Origin of the sequence: Chryseobacterium sp. PTM-20240506, assembly GCF_048296755.1 — a bacterium.
In the GTDB taxonomy this organism is placed as follows: Bacteria; Bacteroidota; Bacteroidia; order Flavobacteriales; family Weeksellaceae; genus Chryseobacterium; species Chryseobacterium proteolyticum.
In genome coordinates, this window is the sequence record NZ_CP182581.1 from 4,602,397 (window position 1) to 4,622,461 (window position 20,065).

The following is a 20,065-nucleotide window of genomic DNA, read 5'->3' on the forward strand; positions in this document are numbered from 1 at the left end:
TGGGCAGGTGTCTAGTTCAGATGCCACAAATTCTTTAAAAGCTTATAGAAGGTATGTTCTTCATCCGTTACTTTGTTATCAGCTTTTATAAGTGTTTTGGCAAATTCTGCAAATTTTACGCGCTCTTCTTCCGTAGAGTCATCATAAAAACAACGGGCATGAAATTCAAAATGATCTTTCCATTCTTCAGGCTGAAGCAGGGCGATGGTTTCCAGTTCATTATCCAAATTCATTTTGAACGGAAATTCATCAGCTAAATATTGCTGTACAAGCATTCCTTCTTCAGGGGCAAATTCTCCGTCTACGGAAGAAAGAATCATTAATAAATGGTAACCGGCGATTGGCTTATTTGACTTTTGCATGAGTTGATTAAAAGTTTAGTGTTTAAAGTGGGTCAATTGACTCCTATTATGTATACGTTATTATTTAATATAATCTTTTGCAGGCTGTTTGTCTACAATTTTTCCGTTCTGTAATATCAGGACAAACGGGTTGCTTCTGGCAATGGTTTTAATGGCAGTTCCATCCATCATTGCATTTTTAATGGTTTTAAATGTGTTCGGATCCGTAGAGACACCATAGATAACTGCACCTTTCTGGGCATTTACCTTAGCTTCAACCTTCTGGATCAATTCCTGAGAAAGCTCTTTAGGGTGATAAGAAAATACCAAAACAGCCTTTGGAGCTTTAATAATCTCATCAGTAACCTCAAGGCCGGTAGGATCTTCAATTTTAAATTTTACAATCTCAGACTTGTAGCCTTCTTTTACGATGACAGATTCGTTTTTTCCTTCTTCAATCTTCCATGGAGAACCGTCAGCCCAATATTTTGTTTCTTTGATGTAATCATCCTGATTTACCTTTAAAACCTCCCCGGTTTTTTGATTTTTAAGAGTGTAGAAGGTTTTATATTCCGACGGGTTTTTACTGATTTTATCTTTTTCTGCTTTAATATCCGTACCGATTTTATAATCGCGGAAATCGATGAGAGGCTCGTGCATAATTCCCTGTGCCATTATGTAGACCATTACAAGACCAAAAGCTCCCAAAAGGAAATATTTGTACTTGGCCGTAGGTGTTTTCGTTGTGCTGCTGTATTCGTCTTTCCGGGCGAATTCTTTTCTGTACAGAACAAATAAAATAATCAGTCCGATCAGCAGAACAACGTCTTTAAAGAAACTCTGCCATGGCGTAAATTTTATTGCATCTCCAAAGCATCCACAATCGGTTACAACATTGAAATAAGCTGAATAAAAAGTAAGGAACCCAAAGAAAACACAAAGGGCAATGAGCATGGATAAGGTGAATTTCAGTCTTAATTTTATTAAAAGCATAAATCCAAGGAAAAGCTCCAGTACCACCACAATAACTGAAAACAGCAAAGCAAATTTTTCGAAAAATGGCATGTTGAAAACTGCGGGGGAAAAGTATTCTTCCATTTTAAAGGAAAAACCTACCAGATCCACAGCTTTTACAAACCCGGACAGGATAAAAATAACTGCAATAATAAAACGAAGTACACCTTTGATCATTTTAAATAGTTTTAGGTTCGAAATTGTTTTCTTTTTCAGAGAATTTGATCAGACAGAAAACAGCATAATTCAGCATATCAAAATAGTTGGCATCCAGGCCTTCGGAAACGATCGTTTTTCCCTGGTTATCCTCGATCTGTTTTGTTCTCAGGACCTTCTGGTAAATAAGATCTGTTATGGAAGAAATTCTCATATCTCTCCATGCTTCGCCATAATCATGATTTTTTCTTTCCATCAGAGCCTGAGCTTCAGATGCATATTTGTCATAAAGGCTTAAAATCTCATCATTATTTTCATTGAAATCGTTGGAAAGACCTTTTTCAAGCTGAATAAGTCCGATAATCGAATAGTTGACGATCGCAATAAATTCGTCTTCTTCACTTTCCTCAACCATTTTTTTATCCGTCATCTGCAGGGTCCGGATTCTGTTCACTTTAATATAGATCTGATCTGTAATTGAACTTGGTCTTAGAACCCTCCATGCTGCGCCGTAATCCTGTAATTTTTTACTGAAAAGATCACGACATTGATTGATAACTTTCCCGAACTGTACTGAAGTTTTTAACATAAATTCTCTTAATAGCCCAAATATACAAAAATACGTATTAGGTTGTGGGAATTGGAGTGTGATTTTGAGCAGAAATGCTTTTAGGTTTGAGGGTTTGAGGGTTGGGGAGCTGGATGGTTGGAGGGTTTGAGCGTAAGAGGGTGGTGGGGTTGAAGAGTATGAGAGTTGGGGATGAAAAGATTGTAAATACTAAGTGGAGAATACATTGCCAAATTGCTTATGATCTGGTGCCCATTGCTTATCAAATAACCTTGCTCATATTACTTTTACTCCTTAGCTTTGCATTATTAAAATTCACCACTAGTACATCATAACCTTTATCACTCACAAACCCTCATACTCATACGCTCACACGCTCAAACACTCCAACTCCCCAACCTTAAAAACCCTCAAACTCTCATGCTCTCCAACTCCCCAACTCATAAACCTTTTCACTCTATCAACTGCAATGGAAGAATAGTAGATTTAACGATTCCAAAAATTATGGGAATTTTAAATCTTACACCGGATTCTTTCTCTGATGGAGGGAAGTTTAACGATGAAAAGACCGCACTGGAGCACACGGAGAAATTACTGAAAGAAGGAGCGGAAATCATTGATATCGGACCCCAGTCTACGCGTCCTCACGCTGAATTTCTTACGAGCAAAGAAGAGATCCGAAGGATCGGAAAGCTGATTTCTCAGATCAAAAAAGAATTTCCTGAAGCATTGATCTCATTGGATACCTTCTATTCGGAAACGGTGAAGTTTGGTTTTGATGAAGGAATTGACCTCATTAACGATATTTCAGGAGGACAATTTGATCATAATATGTTCGATATTGTTTCAGGAACAGGACTTCCTTATATTCTGATGCATATAAATCCTTCCTATGAGAGGATGCATGACAAAACAAAATTTGAGGATATTACATTAGAGGTGAACCGGTATTTTAGTGAAAAGACCCATGAGCTTTTACAGAAAGGAGTGAGGGATATTATTCTGGATCCCGGTTTTGGTTTTGGAAAAACGGTGGAAGATCAGATGAAATTAATAGGAGAAGTGGAGTATCTGGAATTTGGACGATTTCCTCTGTTGATTGGTATTTCCAGAAAATCTTTTATTTACAAACCTCTAGGTAAAACCCCATTGGATATTAATGAAGAAACCCAAAAACTTCACATGAAAGTTTTAAAACAAGGGGCAAAAATTCTCAGGGTGCACGATGTTGCCGAAGCTAAAAAAACAGTGGAGATCTTTTTGCAAGAAAAATGATAAATAGGCTAAAAAAAACTATGCGCTAAAAAGAATCAACGCATAGTTTTAAATGGTAAACCAATCATATTTTATCTCTCTAATGTAAAGTTCGGGATCACTTTCGGACGATCACTTTCATTAGCTACTTTCCATGAAGTTCTGTACATCCATTCCGTCATTTTGTATAACTTTTTGTAATTGATGTTCTCAGACTCATCCTGTGGAGTATGGTACTGCTCATGTAAAACACTGGTAAAAAATATAGCAGGGATTCCTAGTTTTGCGTACGGTAAATGATCACTTCTGAAGTAAAAATATTCAGCATGATTAGGAGAATCCCAGTCTTTAAGGTATCTGAATTTCGTACTTTCGTTATTGGCTTCTTCAGCCATTTTTACCAATTCTTCAGAATTTTTATGCGGAGCATTTCCTCCTAACAGAGCTGCTTCTTCATTGCTGTTTCTGCCGATCATATCGCCATTCAATACTGCAACGATCTGTTCTTTAGGAACTACAGGATGGGCTGCATGCCATCTTGACCCCAAAAGTCCTCTTTCTTCGGCACCATGAAAAACAAAAAGAATACTTCTTTTTCCGGGTTGTTTTTTGTAAGCTCTTGCCATAGCAAGCATAGCTACACAGGTACTCGCGTTATCATCTGCACCGTTGTAAATGGTATCATTTTTAACCGGATGTCTTATCCCGTCATGATCCTGATGTCCGCTGATCAGAACATATTCATTTTTTAACTTGGGATCTGTTCCTTCAATTTTTCCGATAACGTTTACAGATGGATATTTATAGGTTTCTGTGATCAGGTTGATAGACACTTTAGGGTTGTTTTTTAGCCAGCCGGCATTTTCTCTTTTGATCCACAAAACAGGGATATTGTTTGTAATGCTTTCTCTTAATCCCTCTACGCCATACGATCCTCTTGTCATTTGCGGAAGAACTTCTGCCCAACTTTTTTCAGAAGTATCATCTGTGATGAAAATAATGGCTTTAGCGCCAAGATTTAGTGCCGTATTATAGTATTTTGTTCTTACAAATCCGGGATATCTTCTTACAAAAAGGGTCATTTCCTTTTCAATATTTTTATCGGAAGCGTTTACGGCCAGTACTTTTCCTTTAAGATTCAATTTAGATAGATCCTCAGGTTCGGTATTTCCGGCGTACACAACATCAGTTTCCAGATGAGCATTTACAGGTTCTGCAACAAGAAAATCTTTCCATAATCTTAATGTATTTTCACCCAGTTTTACGCTGCTTTGCGGAATTACCTGATGCCTGTACATATCAAAATACTGAAAAAAAGTGCCATTTTCTCCTGCCGGAGACATCCCGGACTCTTTCGCCTTATCTGCCAGCCACATCGAGACTTTTAACTCATTTAACGTTCCTGCTTCACGCCCCCAGAACTGATCAGCAGCCATTTCATACATATCTTTTTTAAGATCTGATTCTTTGATTGCAGATACTAAAGGCTTTTTATAGCTTTGGGCATGGGCTAAAAAGATAGCAAATACGCCGATAATTGATAGAAAATAATTTTTATTCATAGGGTGAACAAATTAATTAAGATAGGACAGCTTTTCCGAGAACTGTTTGGAAAACTCTTTCCGGTCTTCTTCCAGTTTTTCTTTGTCAGCAGGTAAAATATAATTGAAGAGAATCTTTTCTTCGCGATCGATGAAAATAATTTCCTTCTCTTCACCATCAATCATCTGCAGGAATATTTCCCACATGGAAACGTCCTTTAACCGTAAAAGGTCAAAAAAATCGTCCGCTTTTATTTCTATTTTTTTCATGTTCTGATTGTTAAAATTCCAATAATTTTAATTTAAACTGTATGGCAAAATTTTGCTTAAAATTAGAGGTGGTATAATATCCTACTCTATAAAATACGCCAAGATTAAAATAACTTGAAAGGAAGTTATTCCATTCCACACCTACTTCCTGATACAGGTGATCCAGCTTTCTGAATTTGAAATCATGATATTCCGGATGTTTCATATCTCCAATGGTTCCTCTAAGAACAAAATCAAAACTTGATACATTTTGTCCGATACTCTTCAGGTATAGCGGAAGCTTATGGGTGAAATAATAGGCAATAAATTTATCATTATAATACTTTCCTCCCTCTAATGTTGCAAATCCAAGGTAGGAGGTAAGGTTAAAATTAATATCTCTTCCCGGAGAAGCCAGTCCGTTCATCGTGAAATTTTTCCAGATCGGAGCTTCACCCAGAACGATCCCTCCATAGAGCCTTACACCGGTAGTTCCTAAAACCGTTTTAAAATTATGAACAAAAAGTGCATCAAAACGGGTATAATTAAAATCACCACCCAATACTTTGTAGCTCTGTTCATAATTGAAATAAAGTTCAGGGTACTTCTGATCAATAAGAGACTTGCCCTGTGGGGTCATAATATTGGTGGAATTAGGTGAGAACTTCAAAGTAAATAGTGTATTGAAGTTTTCAAACGAAGGACCACTGTTTCGGAACTGGTAATCAAACATAGCCTGCTCAAAATTTCTCCTTGCCGCAAAAACCAGGGTAAGTCCGTTAGTGATATCATTAAGATAAGACAAAGAAGCCCCGCGGAAATGGTAATACCTGTCATTATTAAGGTTATTTCCATAGTTCATCATTCTCATCTTAAAGTTCCAGAGTCTTCTGTAAAATTCCCCAGATGCAGTTACATCATTATAATATTCTATTCTGAAAAACGAATTCTTTTCCAGGGTTGTTTTCATGTCCAGGCCGATTCCGTACTTCCATTTATCATCTTTGAACCCATAGGCGAAATAATAATCCGGAGAAAAATAAGGATTAAAAGTTTCATTCAGTTTAGCTTTTAAGCCAAGCCTGAATCCCTCATAGAGGTTGTAGTTCACAATTTCATCTACCGCAAAGTCAACGATACCAACCCTTATCTGCCCATTGATAAGCCCTGTCAGTATTTTAGCTTTATTATCGATATTGTAGATCTTTCCAAGGCTGTCTATAGTTGTATAGGTATTTCTTTCCCTTTCCGTTAGCGGATCCGTTCTGTACTGGTCAAGAGATGTCCCGTCCGCATTTTTTACAGAAAAGGTATAACCCTTAAAATCTTTGGCGTTTTCTTCAATAGGGGACTTGAAATCAAAATACCTTGAGGTAAGGAAAGCGTAGGTGCCAAAACTGTTTCTCCCTTTTTTTTCAGCGGTATCTTCAGAATGGTCTTTACTGTCGTCCTTAACGGCCATTTTACTCATTCGTAGTTTTACCTTTTCATGAGCAAGGAACCATTTGTTATTATAAAACACCCAGGTGCTGGTAATAATTCCGTCGTTTTTATTTTTACTGATGTTTTCGATCTTTTTAATACCATAGGTCTCGGTATCTATATAGATCGTTCCGTTGAACTTTCTTTTTTTGTCGGACTTTTTATAATTCACTTCACGGAAACGGATCACAAAGTTTTTCCGTCCGTCCAGCTCTAGGGTATCGGTAAGAAAATAACGGTATAAACCTCTGTTTTCCTGTTTAACCTGATTCGGAATTCGGTCCCTGTTACTTTGCTGGAGAGCAATCATTTCATAGATAGGTTGCTTAAGACCCGAAATCCTGTTATCTAAAATATTGATCTTTTCTCCATATTTTTTTGAATACAAAAACTCCTGAGCTCTTTCCCAAAGAAAAAGTTTGCTTTTTGAAAAGATTTTTTTAGCGGAAATATTGTTTAAAGAATCCTTCTCTCTTTTCTTTTTGAAGAAATTAGTATCGTTAAAAAACTGATTAAACTGAGTTATACTATCTTCGTCAATGTCTAAAGATACTTTTTCATACGATTTATACGTGTATGAGCTCAGACTTTTGGGAGAGTTTTCTTTAAAATATTTATTAACCTTATTCAGAATCTCCAGGGCTCTCGGATCACTTTTGTCCTGAAGGATGACGGTTTCAATAGCAGTGGTTTTTGAGGAAGTTTTAAGGAGCGATACCTCCATATTTTCTTCTACCAACGCAATTTCATTCTGATAATAATCTGCCCGGATTTCTATGCTGTTGCATTTGGTTTTGAATTCAAAAATTCCCCGGGAGTCTGTTTGTCCAAGGAGTTTATCATTACAGAAGATTTTAGCATTGAGGACAGGGGTTTTGTCTATCTCATCGATGACTTTGATTTTTGATTGCGAATAACCAAAAATACAAGTCCAGAAAAATATAATAAATAAAACCCTTTTCATGAAATAAATGTGAATCAAAATTAGTGATATTTCTGATCATGAAAAACTTTTATAAGCGTTATTGATATAATTTTCAATCTGTTGTTGATTGGTTGTTTTAATAGAAATGCAAGTAAATTAGCTTATATGGATCAAGGCAAAATAAAAACTTCCAAAATTTTTGGAAGTTTTTATTGTTATTGTTAAAATATTGTTATTTAAATATTTAAGGCTTTCTGATAAGCATTTTCTAAACCGGCGAGGTTTTTTCCACCCGCAGTAGCAAAGCCCGGGTTTCCACCACCGCCACCTTGGATCTCTTTTGCCAGTTCCTTTACAATAGCTCCAGCCTGATAGCTAGAAGCCAGATCGTCAGAAACTCCTACGGTGATCATCGGTTTGTCATCAGCATTGGAAAGTACAATGGTTATCGATGTTGGGATTTCTTTTTTTAGCTGGAAGATAATGTCTTTTACAGAGCCTGCATCCAATGAGGTCTTCTTAACCAATAGCTGCTTATCTCCTTTTTGCTCATAAGCATTCTTCCAGTCTCCGATTTCTCCTTTTGCTTTTTCCTTCTTCAATGCTTCAACCTCAGATTTCAATGAGGCATTTTCTTCAATCAGCTTTTCAATAGATCGTACTACATCTTTTGATTTCAGCAGCTGAGAAAGCTCGGTGATCTGCTGTTCTATATTTTTGAAATATTCGGCAGATTTATCTCCTGAAATTGCTTCAATTCTTCTGATCCCTGCAGCAGCAGAGTTTTCCGAAGTGATTTTAAAATGACCGATTTCGCTGGTGTTCTTAACATGGGTTCCACCACATAATTCCTTTGAACTTCCAAACTGGATCATTCTTACATTATCTCCGTATTTTTCACCAAACAAAGCCATAGCTCCTTTGTCTATAGCCTCCTGGATCGGAATGTTTCTGAATTCCTGCAGAGCAATGCTGTCTTTGATCTTTTGGTTTACCTTTTCTTCGATCAAAGCAAGTTCTTCTTCCGTCATCTTATTGAAATGAGAGAAGTCGAAACGCAAATAATCAGGTCCTACATAAGAACCTTTCTGCTCCACATGAGTTCCCAGAACTTCTCTTAGTGCTTCATGCAGAAGGTGGGTAACCGAGTGATTGGCCTGAGAATTCTTCCTTTCCGTAGCATTTACTTTAGCATAGAAAACAGCTCCTGCATCTTTTGGAAGACCATTGATCAATGAAATGATCAATCCGTTTTCCTTTTTCGTTTCCAATACTTCAAAGCTTTCCGCAGCATTTTCCAGGACTCCTTTATCACCAACCTGTCCACCTCCTTCAGGGTAGAAAGGAGAGTTGCTAAGAACTACCTGATAGAATTCCCCGTCTTTATTTTCTACCTTTCTGTATCGGGTAATATAGGTTTCAGCTTCAAGCTGGTCATAGCCTACAAAAGTTTCCGGCTTTTCTTCCAGAACCACCCAGTCATATACTTTAGAAGCAGAGTCTTTCTTAGAACGCTGTTTTTGTTTCTCCATTTCTGCCTGGAAACCCACCTCATCGATGGTCAATCCCTTTTCTTCCGCAATAATTCTTGTCAGATCATCCGGGAAACCATAAGTATCATACAGTTCAAAAACTTCTACAGAAGGCAGCACCTTCGAACCATCCGAAATGGTTTGCTGAATCAGTCTTTCAACGCGTACAAGACCGCTTTCAATGGTTTTTAAAAATGATTCTTCTTCGCTTTTGATAACCTCCGTAACAAGATTTCCCTGTTTTTCCAGCTCCGGGAAGAATGGTCCCATCTGATCTTTAAGAACAGCAACCAATTCGAAAAGGAAAGGTTCTTTCATTCCTAAAAAACGATAAGAGTAAGAAATTGCTCTTCTTAAAATTCTTCTGATCACATACCCGGCTCCTCCGTTAGAAGGAAGCTGTCCGTCTGCAATAGCAAAAGAAACTGCTCTGATATGGTCTACCACCACGCGGATGGCAATATCTTTTTCATCCTCTAAAATTCCTGTGTATTTCTTGCCTGAAAGTTCCTCAACTTTAGCAATAAGCGGCGTGAAAACATCGGTGTCGTAGTTCGAAGATTTACCTTGTAACGCCATACAAAGACGCTCAAATCCCATTCCGGTGTCTACATGCTGCTGCGGAAGTTTTTCCAGGCTTTTATCAGCCTTTCTGTTGAATTCCATGAAAACCAGGTTCCAGACCTCAACAACCTGCGGGTGATCATTATTCACCAGTTCAAGTCCGGAAATTTTTGCTTTTTCTTCAGGAGTTCTAAGGTCGATATGAATTTCAGAACAAGGTCCGCAAGGTCCGCTTTCCCCCATTTCCCAGAAATTATCTTTTTTATTTCCGTTAATGATCCTGTCTTCAGAAATATGGGTCTTCCAGAAGTCGTACGCATCCTGGTCCCTTTCCAGATTTTCAGATGCATCTCCCTCAAAAATGGTTACGTATAAATTTTCTTTCGGAATTCCGTATACTCCGGTTAACAATTCCCAGGCAAAAGCAATAGCATCTTTTTTAAAATAATCACCAAAAGACCAGTTCCCCAACATCTCGAACATCGTATGGTGGTAAGTATCTCTACCTACATCATCCAGGTCATTATGTTTTCCGGAAACCCTTAAACACTTTTGTGTGTCGGCAATCCTTGGAGCAGTAGGTGTTTTATAACCTAAGAAAAAATCTTTAAACTGCGTCATTCCTGAGTTGGAAAACATCAGGGTAGGATCGTCTTTCAGCACAATCGGTGCAGAAGGAACGATAAGGTGGTCTTTACTTTTAAAATAATCTAAAAATTTTTGACGTATCTCTTGTGATGTCATAAGTAATGTATTGCTTTGCTTTTTATGATAAGATGCAAATTTAATGTTTTTAGGTGATTTAGTTTCAATTTATTGATACTTTTGGAAACATTTGTGTCGATAATCTGAAACAGTTTTTAGAAGCTGTTTCCCGCTTTCCGTACTCGCTATTTTTCTTTGATAAGAAAAATGAGCTCAGACAAATACTACAATCGGGGCTAGAAAAAAGTACCTTAAAATAATTATACCAAAAAATAAGGAATTGTATGCTCTCTGCGGAACGGGAATTTTAGGCAGTATATTTTTTTGTGCTTTTCCGCTTAACTTACTATCTTCGTTATGATCTGAAATGATAAAAGCGTAATATGACGAAAAATGAAGTGCTGAAAAGCTGGGTAGAAATGTATTCCGGAGCCCTTTTAAAGAGAGCAATGTATCTTCTTTCAGATAAGGATGATGCTAGAGATATCGTTCAGGAAGTTTTTCTTTCAGCATTGTCATCTTATGATTCTTTTGAGGGAAAAAGCCAGCCTCTTACCTGGCTGATGACGATTCTCAACCGGAAGGTTGCCGATTTCTACCGTGGAAAGTACAAGTCTGAACCTCAGATCAGGCTGGATCATTTTTTTGATGAAACAGGATCCTGGAAAAGTAGCCAGGTTCTGAATGACTGGGATATTTCTAATAAAGAACCTGAGCTTCTGGATGACCAGCAATTCAATAAAACTTTAGAAGATTGTATTGAAGAATTGCCCGTCCGATGGAAGATTCCTGTGAAAATGTACTACCTCCAGGAAAAAAAAGCTCCGGATGTGAGTCAGGAATTGGATATTTCTACGACTAATCTATGGAAGATTTTACAAAGAAGCAGAATGCAGTTGCGGGAGTGCCTGGATTTTAATTGGTTTGCAAAATCATAAATGTTGAACATGTTGAAAAAATTGATTCATTTGATATTTCTTCCATGCAGTGTAGCCACACTCCTTATGGAAAAGAAAAATGCAGGGTCTATTTCTCCGGAAGAAGACCGTAAGCTTACTATGCATCTGAAAATTTGCAAATGGTGCAGGGCTTATCAGAAAAAGCTCGCTATCCTTGATGAAATCATGAAGAAAACTTTTATAAAAAAGGAAAGTGATGAAATAAATGATTCTGATATTCAAGGTTTTAAAGATGATATGATTAAAAAGATAGATTTTTGATAAAAATTCTGTCAGGATTTTGAAGCCGTTCCGACTATACTTCTGAAAATAATAAAAGTAGTCATTCAAAATCTTAAAAAAATGAACGGAACAGCACAACTTACTAAAGAATCTATAACGTATAAGCTGGGATATTACATCTCATTATACGGAGCGGCACTTATCTTACTCTGGATTGGAATTTTCAAATTTACTCCAACCGAAGCACAAGGAATAAAAAGCCTGGTTGAAAACCATTTTCTCACCTTTTTCGTATATAATATAGCAAGCGTTCAAACAGTGTCAAATGCTATCGGAACGATAGAAATTATCATTGCACTACTGCTGATATTTAGTCCGAAATTTGTAGCTCTCAAGAAGTATGCGGGAATCGGAATGACAGTGACTTTCCTTGTTACTTTAAGCTATTTATTTACAACTCCGGGAATCTGGAAAATAGTGGATGGAGTTCCGGTAACAGATTTCTTTATTCTTAAAGATCTCATGCTTTTAGGATTTGGATTGATGATATATCAAAAAAAATAATAATGAATAAAAAGATAAAAATGAAAAGTATATTAATATTACTGGCAGTTGTTTTAGGTATTGCCGTATTTGCAAGAAGCTGTGGCGATTCAAAGAAATCGTCAGAAATAAAAAAAGAAAATGAGACCATTATGGACAGTAAAAATGTAAAAGAAGTTTATTTTGCAGGCGGATGTTTTTGGGGAACAGAGCACTTTTTCCAACAGATTCGCGGGGTTGTGGGAACTGAAGTAGGATACGCTAACGGAAACAAGACAAATCCTACCTATGAAGAAGTTGTAAGCCATACAACCGGCTTTGCAGAAACCGTAAAAGTGAAATATGATCCTGATCAGGTTGATTTGAAATTATTGATCGATCTGTATTTCAAAACCATTGATCCTACAAGTCTGAATCAACAGGGAAATGATAGGGGAGACCAGTACAGAACCGGAATTTACTCTACAGATAAGGCTACAGAAGCCATTGTGAAAGAAGAAGTACAAAAGCTGGCTAAAAATTACAGTAAGCCTGTGGTGGTAGAAACTATTCCACTGAAAAATTTCTACAGGGCGGAAGATTATCATCAGGATTATCTGGATAAAAATCCTGGAGGATACTGCCACATCGAACCGGGACTTTTTGAAATGGCTAAAAATGCCAATCCGCTTCCAAAAGCTAAGTACCAGAAACAGGATAAAAAGGTTTTAAAAGAAAAACTTACGGCTGAACAATACCGTGTAACGCAGGAAAATGCTACAGAAATGCCTTACCAGAATGAGTATGATAAAGAGTTTCGTGAAGGAATCTATGTAGATATTACAACAGGGGAGCCATTATTTGTGTCAACAGATAAATTCGAATCCGGTTGTGGATGGCCAAGTTTTTCCAAACCGATTACTAAAAATGTTATCGATGAAAAATTAGACAGGTCTGCGGGAATGACCAGAGTGGAAGTTCGTAGTAAGACTGGTGACGCTCATTTGGGACACGTCTTTACAGATGGCCCTAAAGATAAAGGAGGTTTACGTTACTGTATCAATAGTGCCTCTCTAAAGTTTATACCGAAGGCTGAAATGGAGAAGAAAGGATATGCTGAGTATCTTCCATTACTCGAGAAAAAATAATGTGTAAAGGTTGCTGAAAAGCAACCTTTTTTTATGAATATTTACTTTTTCTCCAGGCTTGATCTTAGCAGGTAATCCAATATCAATAACATTGAGATTGATCTCCTCAAACTTCCGGCTCCCATAATACCAAAACAATAATGGAATAAGTACAGCATTAATAAGTCACGGAAAGTAGTATATCTTTTTCATTATTGTCTTTTATTAAATTGAACGGTATCTTTAATGCTAAACATGGAGATATTTAAAAATAGTAAAAATCCAAAAATGATGTAAAATGAAGGCTTGGGTAATTGTGAAATTGAAGTTTCAAATTCGGAAAATTGTTGTGACGGATTGTTCTTCAAAGCGCTTTGCATTATTAATCCCGTCCCACATCTAAAAATAAGGTCATCATCAATTTTTGTTATAGTAGGATCAATGTACTGATGAGGAACAAAAAAATGTCCTGTTTTGTTAAGGTCTAAGCAGTATGATAATTGTCCGCTGGATTCTATATCATTTAATAAAGATATAATGTCATCATATGTATTTTCGTCATTTAAAATAAATTCTATTCCAGATTCCTTGCGGTTTTCTTTTTGAAGCTGTTTAATGTCAGATATATAACGTTTGGAATTTTCTCTTGCTGAATTAGGTTCTACTATAATTTTTTTATAATTCCAGTTTCGTACGGATTCGAAAGTTGCAGATTCATTTACTTTTTCTCCAGGCCTGATCTTAGCAGGTAATCCAATATCAATAACATTGAGATTGATCTCCTCAAACTTCCGGCTCCCATAATACCAAAACAATAATGGAATAATAACAGCGCTTATAAGCCCAGGGAAATAATATATTTTTTTCAAGCCTCGCATTTTTATAAAATTAAAAAAATATTCTGTACAAATAAAAAAAGTGATCCTCAATGAATCACTTTTTAATATTTTAATTTTCAAATCTTTTAATCATTCAATTAAAGAGACTACCAATCCCTTTTTCTCAGGATCCAGTATGATCCGAAAATAAAAAGTCCACTCCAAACAATACAGGCGATTAAACTTTCGGTAGGATAGGTGAATTCATATTTCAATCCCATCATTTTAGCCATATTTAATCTCAGCATAGGATTGGGAATCAGGTTAGACATACTTTCCAAAGGGAGAAGATGAGTGATGAAGAAATCTTCTTTCATAATCTTGATTCTCTCCAGTTCCTGTGTTCCACGGACTTTTTGGAATACTTCGATGGCGGTTAAGATTCCTTCACCGATCCAATACACAAAGAATCCTAGAAATACAAACATGGATTTTCTGAGGAGTACTGAAAGAAACATTAAAAAACAGAAGAAAGTAAAAAGTTTTACAAAATAATTTCCGATAAAGAACATTTCTTTGAAGACCGATGCGGAGTCTGTTACCTTGGAGTAATTATATCCCAAGAAAAGAGTAATGACAAATACAATAAGGGTAGATACAACAGAAAAAATAGTTATCGTCAGTAGCTTAGATCCGATGAATTCTTTTCTGCTCAACCCATCAATGGTATTCTGCTTAAACATTCTGTTGCTGAACTCCTGTGAGATCGAAAAAACAATAATCAATCCAAGGAATATCTTTAGCAAGGCTACAATCCAGGTAGTGAAGTTCCAGATTTCCGGAAAATTATAAATCCCCTGTTCCTTTAGATTAATTGTTGCACCAAAGACATCCAGATCGACCAATCCGATGAAAAGAAGCGCCACTAAAATAGCAAAATACAATATGGTGAAAATCCTGAATGGTCTGTAATTCAGATTTTTGTGGTATTCGAGTTTTAATAATTTAAGCATTGGTATTCGTGTTTTTTACAAGTTCAAGGAATTGAGTTTCAAGCGATAATTTTTTCTTAGACAAGTGGGATAAGAAAATACCTTTTTCTGCCAGCTTCTGATTGAGTGCCGAAGCAGAAATGGAAGCGTCTTCACGAATCTGAGCTTTAATGATATCATTTTCGGTGTTTATAGAGCTGAACCATTGCAGTTCTTCAAGCGCATTTAAAAGTGCAGTATTGTTATCTGCCTTTAATTCAAAAAAACCTTTGTTGCTTGTAATTTCATCAACCCGCCCGCTGTAGATGGAATTCCCCTCCTTTAAAACAATAACATGGCTGCATATTTTTTCAATTTCGTCCAGAAGATGGCTGGCAATAATGATCGTAATTCCTTGTTTGGCAATATTGGAAATGATTTCCCTGATCTGGATAATGCCTTCAGGATCCAGTCCGTTTGTAGGTTCGTCCAATATCATGACCTCAGGATTGTTCAGCATAGCGGAGGCAATCGCCAGTCGCTGTTTCATTCCAAGTGAGAACGTTTTAAATGGGTCTTTCTTCCTGTCCAGAAGATTTACAGTCTTCAGAACTTCATCAATACGGTGGTAGGAAGCTCCTTTAATTTCGGCAACAATCTTTAAGTTGGTTTCGGCACTCAGATATGGATAGAAGTTCGGTTGCTCAATAATAGCCCCGATTTTTTTTAAAGTATCGGGATCTGTACCTTTTTTTCCAAACCAATACCAGTCGCCACTGGTAGGGTTTATGGTGGAAAGCAACATTCCGAATGTAGTGGATTTCCCACTTCCATTAGGGCCAAGAAGTCCGTAAACGTTCCCTTTTTCTACATCAAAAGAGATATTGTTTACAACGGTTCGTTTGAATTTTTTTGTTAAATTCTTTACTGACAAAACTTTTTCCATGTAATTTGTTTTACATAGTAGTAGTCTTTGTTTTTAACAGAATGTTACAATATTTACTTAAATTGTCTGATCTTGTATGAGATTAAAATATTAAATTTGGTAGTATAATTCGTGAATATGAAGTTAATTGAGCTTGCAAAAGAATTAAATATTTCCGTAGAGGCAATCAAGCAATTTATCCAGGATTTTGACCTGGAACTTGGGGTATGTATGAGTACCAATTTTGAGATCAAAGATGATTTTGAAAAGTTTGCCCGCGAGAATGTAGATTTTTTAAGGACCTACGAAAAAGATCTTGATCAGAATAAAACCCTTGAACAAATTGCGGAGACGATCAATCAGCCTAAGGAAAAGATAGAAAAAGCAATTCAGGACAGCACTCCTAATATTTTTGATAACGGAATATTCCGTTCTTCAATTTCCAGTTACGGAATAGATAATAAGCTGGGTGGAAATTATCAGTTTGTTTATAACTATTTTGGACATAAGACCAGTCTTCAACACCGGGATTTCATAGGTTACCGGGATTTGTTCTTTTATATTTCCAGTGTCTTGGAACCTTTTTTAAATAAGCAACAGATAAAAGACTGGGGGATCAATAAACCAGCGGGGATCATTCTTTACGGACCTCCGGGAAGTGGTAAGATTTTCTGGGCCAACAAAATTGCAGAGATCATCAATTATCAGTTTAAGGAAGTTAAAAAACATTATCTGGGAACATCATTAATCGATGGGAATAAAACAAATTTTAATGATTTTCTCATAAAGATGATGACGGAGGATAAGGTGCTTCTTTTTATGGATGATTTTGATGAAATCATGATGGAAAGAAGTGCAGAGAACAATGTGGCATCCTGCAATCTTGAAACGCAGGAGATCATTCTTCATTACATCGGAAAATTTGCAAAAGAAGACGTAGTGATGGTGGGGTCTGCCAAGTCCGTATCGGAGATTGATGAGGAGATTCTGGCGCCGGGAAGATTCGATGTAATGATTCCTGTTTTTCCTCCTAATGCTGCAGAGCGTTCGGAAATTATCCTGTACGGAATGACGAAAGGGCTGGAAAGCGATTCTTTGCTCTATAAGATCCTTAAAAATAACAAAGCAGATAAAGTACCTTTCTGGAATGGAAGTGCATCCAAAATGAAGGCTTTCAGCAATACCATGCTCATGGATTTTACACAAAGTCTGAAGAAGAGGATAAAAAATCTTTACCAGCGAACAAAAAATGAAAAACTTGTAATTGACGATGTCCTCTTAAATGGAGCCCTGAGAGATGCAGCAGGCAAACTTACAGAAGAATACCTGCAACAGGTTGAACAATTTTTAAATGATGCGATTATCAATAATTTTGATGATTTTCAATACAGGATTAAATCCTTACGAACCGAACTTGAAACCTATAAAGTGGTAGAAGAACCTGCGAGGGCAATAGGTTTTCATCACAATGGTGAAGAGGAGGGAGGAAAAGACAAAGGCTAATTACTCATCACCGATGAACAGCATCTGGGAACTTGAAACCTTTTACCGGAGAAGGGATGTTATTATTATTGGAGCAGGGTTTACCGGGCTTTGGACAGCTATTTCCATTAAAGAAAAATATCCTGACCTATCTGTTTTAATTATTGAAAGAAATCCGATTCCGCTGGGCGCTTCAACAAGAAATGCCGGCTTTGCCTGCTTTGGAAGCCTGACGGAAATTATTGCCGATCAGGGAAAAATGGGATGGGACAAGACCTTGGAATTGATTAAGATGAGGTTTGAAGGGCTTCTGAAAATTCAGAAGTATTTTAAGAATTCAGAAATTGATTTTGATTTGAGTGGGGGCTTTGAAATCCTGAATAATGAATCTCCCTTAGAAAAGATGCAAGAAGTGAATGAAAAAATGAAGCCCATAACAGGAATTTCAGCCACTTATTCTTTACAACAAGATAAAATCAAAGCATTTGGGTTGGGAAAATCGGACTTTCTGATTGAAAATCCATATGAAGGGAGTCTCCATTCAGGAAAGCTCTTACAAAAGCTTCTTGAGAAATGTCAGGACCTGAAAGTTGAATTCCTTTTTGGAACACCGGTTACGGATGTAATTGAGGAAAACACCGGAATGGAAGTCAGGTTGTCTGAAGATTTGTCTGTTCATGCAGAGCAGGTTATTTACTGTACCAATGCTTTTAGCTCCCAATTTTTAGAAAATGAAGAAATCATTCCTGCCAGAGGTCAGATTTTAGTTACGGAACCCGTTCAAAATTTAAAATTAAAAGGAACTTTCCATTACGACGAGGGATTTTATTATTTCAGAAATGTAGGAAACAGGGTGCTGTTGGGAGGCGGGAGAAACCAGGATTTTAAGACTGAAGAAACCCGTGATTTTCAGACTACTGAATTTTTACAGAATCATCTGGAAAATTTTTTGAAAGAGGTAATTCTGCCTGATCATGATTTTAAAATTGACCTTCGATGGTCGGGGATCATGGCAATGGGTTCAGAAAAAACTCCCATTGTAAAACAGGTATCGGAAAGACAGTTTTGTGCTGTAAGACTCTCCGGGATGGGCGTTGCACTGGCCCCAAAAATTGGAGAGATCGTTGCGGATAAGATCAATTAAATGTGTTATGAAATATAGATATACGAATCTTTTTGCTGTATTAACGGTTCCTCTTATTTTTTTGTCAGTTTTCTTTGCAGGAGCGGGTCATGGAAATTATGCGCTGATCACAGTTATTTTTCCACTTTGCTTTTTAGGAATTATATTACCGGATAATATATCCATGTATTTTCTGGTATTTGGTATACTTCAATTTGCCATCTATGGAAATATTATTGATAGGTTTGGAGGTAAGAAGAGTTTGCCATTTATATTAGCAGCACATTTTTTATTTATAATTATTGGCTTTATGGCTACAAATAATAGCTTATTCTGATTAATATATATTTCCATTGAGTCAAAAAATATTATTGATCTTGTTCAACATTAACTCAGGAAAAAATGATTGCTGATCAGCTATCGCTCTTTGCTCAAAATTTTATCCTTATTTTTGCAAAAAATAAAATTTCGTGATTAACAACGACCATATAAAAGATGTTCAATCCAGAATTGAAGATCTCCATAAATATCTTCAGATTGAAAAGAAGAAAATAGAAATTTCTAATGACGACGAGAAAACGGCTGCTCCTGAATTTTGGGATCATCCGAAAGAGGCGGAGGCATTCTTAAAGCAGCTTCGTTCTAAAAAAAGATGGGTGGAAGATTACCAGGAAATTGCTACTCAGTTTGAGGATTTGCAGGTTTTAATGGAATTTGCCAAAGAAGATCCTGATTCTGAAAAAGAGCTGGATGAGACATTTCCAAAACTAGTAGAAAAAATAGAAGACCTTGAATTTAAAAATATGCTTTCCAACGAAGGAGATGAGCTTTCAGCCGTTATACAGATCACGGCAGGGGCTGGAGGTACGGAAAGTTGTGACTGGGCTGCAATGCTGATGAGAATGTACACAATGTGGGCAGAAAAGCAAGGATATAAAATTCGGGAGCTGAATTATCAGGAAGGAGACGTTGCCGGTGTAAAAACGGTGACCCTGGAAATGGATGGAGAATACGCTTTCGGGTACCTTAAAGGAGAGAATGGTGTTCACAGGCTCGTAAGAATTTCACCTTTTGACAGTAATGCCAAAAGACATACAAGCTTTGTTTCCGTGTATGTTTATCCATTGGTAGATGATACTATTGAAATTAATATAAACCCTGCGGACATTTCATTTGAAACCATGCGAAGTTCAGGAGCCGGAGGACAGAACGTTAACAAGGTGGAAACAGCGGTGCGTCTCCGTCACGCGCCTACCGGGATCATTATCGAAAACTCGGAATCAAGATCGCAGCTGCAGAATAAGGAAAAGGCAATGCAATTGCTTCGTTCCAGATTATATGAAATGGAGCTTGAAGAAAGAATGAAAGCCCGAAACGAGATTGAATCCAATAAGATGAAAATCGAGTGGGGAAGTCAGATAAGGAACTATGTGATGCATCCTTACAAACTGGTAAAAGATGTACGTTCTGGTTATGAGACTTCAGACGTAGATTCGGTAATGAACGGAAATCTTACGCCATTCCTGAAAGCTTTTCTCATGGCCGATGGAACCGCGGTTTCTGACGATGATTTAGACCTGTAAAA

19 protein-coding genes are annotated in these 20,065 nt (G+C 37.0%); 9 read left to right on the forward strand and 10 right to left on the reverse strand.

All coding sequences use genetic code 11. The features are described 5' to 3' along the window. Nucleotides 1-11: 11 nt before the first annotated feature. Genes ACNFU2_RS20690 through ACNFU2_RS20700 form a run of 3 tightly spaced genes read right to left on the reverse strand, consistent with a single transcriptional unit; the run spans nucleotide 12 to nucleotide 2,100 of the window. Entirely contained in the window at nucleotides 12-362 is a 351-nt protein-coding gene (locus ACNFU2_RS20690) for a TerB family tellurite resistance protein (RefSeq protein ID WP_273647316.1), read from the reverse strand. 60 nt (nucleotides 363-422) lie between these two features. Beyond that, nucleotides 423-1,532 carry a BT_3928 family protein gene (locus ACNFU2_RS20695; RefSeq protein WP_273647317.1) on the reverse strand — a complete coding sequence of 370 codons (1,110 nt, stop codon included), beginning with the start codon at nucleotides 1,530-1,532 and terminating at the stop codon, nucleotides 423-425. A 1-nt stretch (nucleotide 1,533) separates the two neighbouring features. Further along, complete coding sequence (locus tag ACNFU2_RS20700; protein ID WP_172277058.1) at nucleotides 1,534-2,100, reverse strand: DUF1599 domain-containing protein; 567 nt, start codon at nucleotides 2,098-2,100, stop codon at nucleotides 1,534-1,536. Nucleotides 2,101-2,583: 483 nt separating this feature from the next. On the opposite strand from ACNFU2_RS20700, the gene folP reads away from it, so the two are divergent. Next, nucleotides 2,584-3,354 (forward strand): dihydropteroate synthase, encoded by a 771-nt coding sequence (gene folP / locus ACNFU2_RS20705; protein WP_273647318.1) that lies wholly within the window; start codon nucleotides 2,584-2,586, stop codon nucleotides 3,352-3,354. A gap of 71 nt (nucleotides 3,355-3,425) precedes the next feature. Here folP and ACNFU2_RS20710 read toward each other — a convergent pair whose 3' ends face one another. From ACNFU2_RS20710 to alaS, 4 genes are all read right to left on the reverse strand, one after another. Then, nucleotides 3,426-4,895 (reverse strand): M20/M25/M40 family metallo-hydrolase, encoded by a 1,470-nt coding sequence (locus ACNFU2_RS20710; RefSeq protein WP_273647319.1) that lies wholly within the window; start codon nucleotides 4,893-4,895, stop codon nucleotides 3,426-3,428. Between the two features lie 12 nt (nucleotides 4,896-4,907). Next, nucleotides 4,908-5,144: a hypothetical protein gene (locus tag ACNFU2_RS20715; RefSeq protein ID WP_172277064.1), complete on the reverse strand. Its 237-nt coding sequence runs from the start codon at nucleotides 5,142-5,144 to the stop codon at nucleotides 4,908-4,910. Between the two features lie 10 nt (nucleotides 5,145-5,154). After that, entirely contained in the window at nucleotides 5,155-7,569 is a 2,415-nt protein-coding gene (locus tag ACNFU2_RS20720; protein WP_418122991.1) for a hypothetical protein, read from the reverse strand. A gap of 197 nt (nucleotides 7,570-7,766) precedes the next feature. After that, nucleotides 7,767-10,370, reverse strand: coding sequence for an alanine--tRNA ligase (alaS, locus tag ACNFU2_RS20725; RefSeq protein WP_418122993.1), 2,604 nt, complete (start codon nucleotides 10,368-10,370; stop codon nucleotides 7,767-7,769). A 344-nt stretch (nucleotides 10,371-10,714) separates the two neighbouring features. Between alaS and ACNFU2_RS20730 the strand changes: the two genes are divergently transcribed. From ACNFU2_RS20730 to msrB, 4 genes are all read left to right on the forward strand, one after another. Next, on the forward strand, nucleotides 10,715-11,269 hold the full coding sequence (locus ACNFU2_RS20730) for a sigma-70 family RNA polymerase sigma factor (RefSeq protein ID WP_418122995.1): 555 nt from the start codon (nucleotides 10,715-10,717) through the stop codon (nucleotides 11,267-11,269). 9 nt (nucleotides 11,270-11,278) lie between these two features. Next, nucleotides 11,279-11,551, forward strand: a complete 273-nt coding sequence (locus ACNFU2_RS20735; protein ID WP_172277076.1) for a hypothetical protein — start codon at nucleotides 11,279-11,281, stop codon at nucleotides 11,549-11,551. Between the two features lie 81 nt (nucleotides 11,552-11,632). Next, nucleotides 11,633-12,076, forward strand: a complete 444-nt coding sequence (locus ACNFU2_RS20740; RefSeq protein WP_172277079.1) for a DUF417 family protein — start codon at nucleotides 11,633-11,635, stop codon at nucleotides 12,074-12,076. Between the two features lie 20 nt (nucleotides 12,077-12,096). Beyond that, nucleotides 12,097-13,182, forward strand: a complete 1,086-nt coding sequence (gene msrB / locus ACNFU2_RS20745; protein WP_273647323.1) for a peptide-methionine (R)-S-oxide reductase MsrB — start codon at nucleotides 12,097-12,099, stop codon at nucleotides 13,180-13,182. Nucleotides 13,183-13,373: 191 nt separating this feature from the next. Here msrB and ACNFU2_RS20750 read toward each other — a convergent pair whose 3' ends face one another. From ACNFU2_RS20750 to ACNFU2_RS20760, 3 genes are all read right to left on the reverse strand, one after another. Then, a complete protein-coding gene (locus tag ACNFU2_RS20750; RefSeq protein ID WP_418122998.1) occupies nucleotides 13,374-14,030 on the reverse strand; it encodes a hypothetical protein in 657 nt (218 codons plus the stop codon). A gap of 116 nt (nucleotides 14,031-14,146) precedes the next feature. Then, the gene (locus tag ACNFU2_RS20755) at nucleotides 14,147-14,992 is read right to left on the reverse strand and encodes an ABC transporter permease (RefSeq protein ID WP_273647325.1); all 846 of its coding nucleotides are present in this window, start codon (nucleotides 14,990-14,992) and stop codon (nucleotides 14,147-14,149) included. Next, entirely contained in the window at nucleotides 14,985-15,896 is a 912-nt protein-coding gene (locus ACNFU2_RS20760; RefSeq protein WP_418123001.1) for an ABC transporter ATP-binding protein, read from the reverse strand. Before ACNFU2_RS20760 ends, ACNFU2_RS20755 begins: the two co-directional genes overlap by 8 nt. A 117-nt stretch (nucleotides 15,897-16,013) precedes the next feature. Between ACNFU2_RS20760 and ACNFU2_RS20765 the strand changes: the two genes are divergently transcribed. The 4 genes from ACNFU2_RS20765 (at nucleotide 16,014) to prfB (ending at nucleotide 20,063) form a co-directional block, all read left to right on the forward strand. Next, nucleotides 16,014-17,378 carry an AAA family ATPase gene (locus ACNFU2_RS20765; protein ID WP_172277094.1) on the forward strand — a complete coding sequence of 455 codons (1,365 nt, stop codon included), beginning with the start codon at nucleotides 16,014-16,016 and terminating at the stop codon, nucleotides 17,376-17,378. 13 nt (nucleotides 17,379-17,391) lie between these two features. Next, nucleotides 17,392-18,501, forward strand: a complete 1,110-nt coding sequence (locus ACNFU2_RS20770) for an NAD(P)/FAD-dependent oxidoreductase (RefSeq protein ID WP_418123002.1) — start codon at nucleotides 17,392-17,394, stop codon at nucleotides 18,499-18,501. 7 nt (nucleotides 18,502-18,508) lie between these two features. Continuing rightward, on the forward strand, nucleotides 18,509-18,817 hold the full coding sequence (locus ACNFU2_RS20775) for a hypothetical protein (RefSeq protein WP_273647329.1): 309 nt from the start codon (nucleotides 18,509-18,511) through the stop codon (nucleotides 18,815-18,817). 133 nt (nucleotides 18,818-18,950) lie between these two features. Further along, nucleotides 18,951-20,063 carry a peptide chain release factor 2 gene (gene prfB / locus ACNFU2_RS20780; RefSeq protein ID WP_172277100.1) on the forward strand — a complete coding sequence of 371 codons (1,113 nt, stop codon included), beginning with the start codon at nucleotides 18,951-18,953 and terminating at the stop codon, nucleotides 20,061-20,063. Nucleotides 20,064-20,065 lie beyond the last annotated feature (2 nt).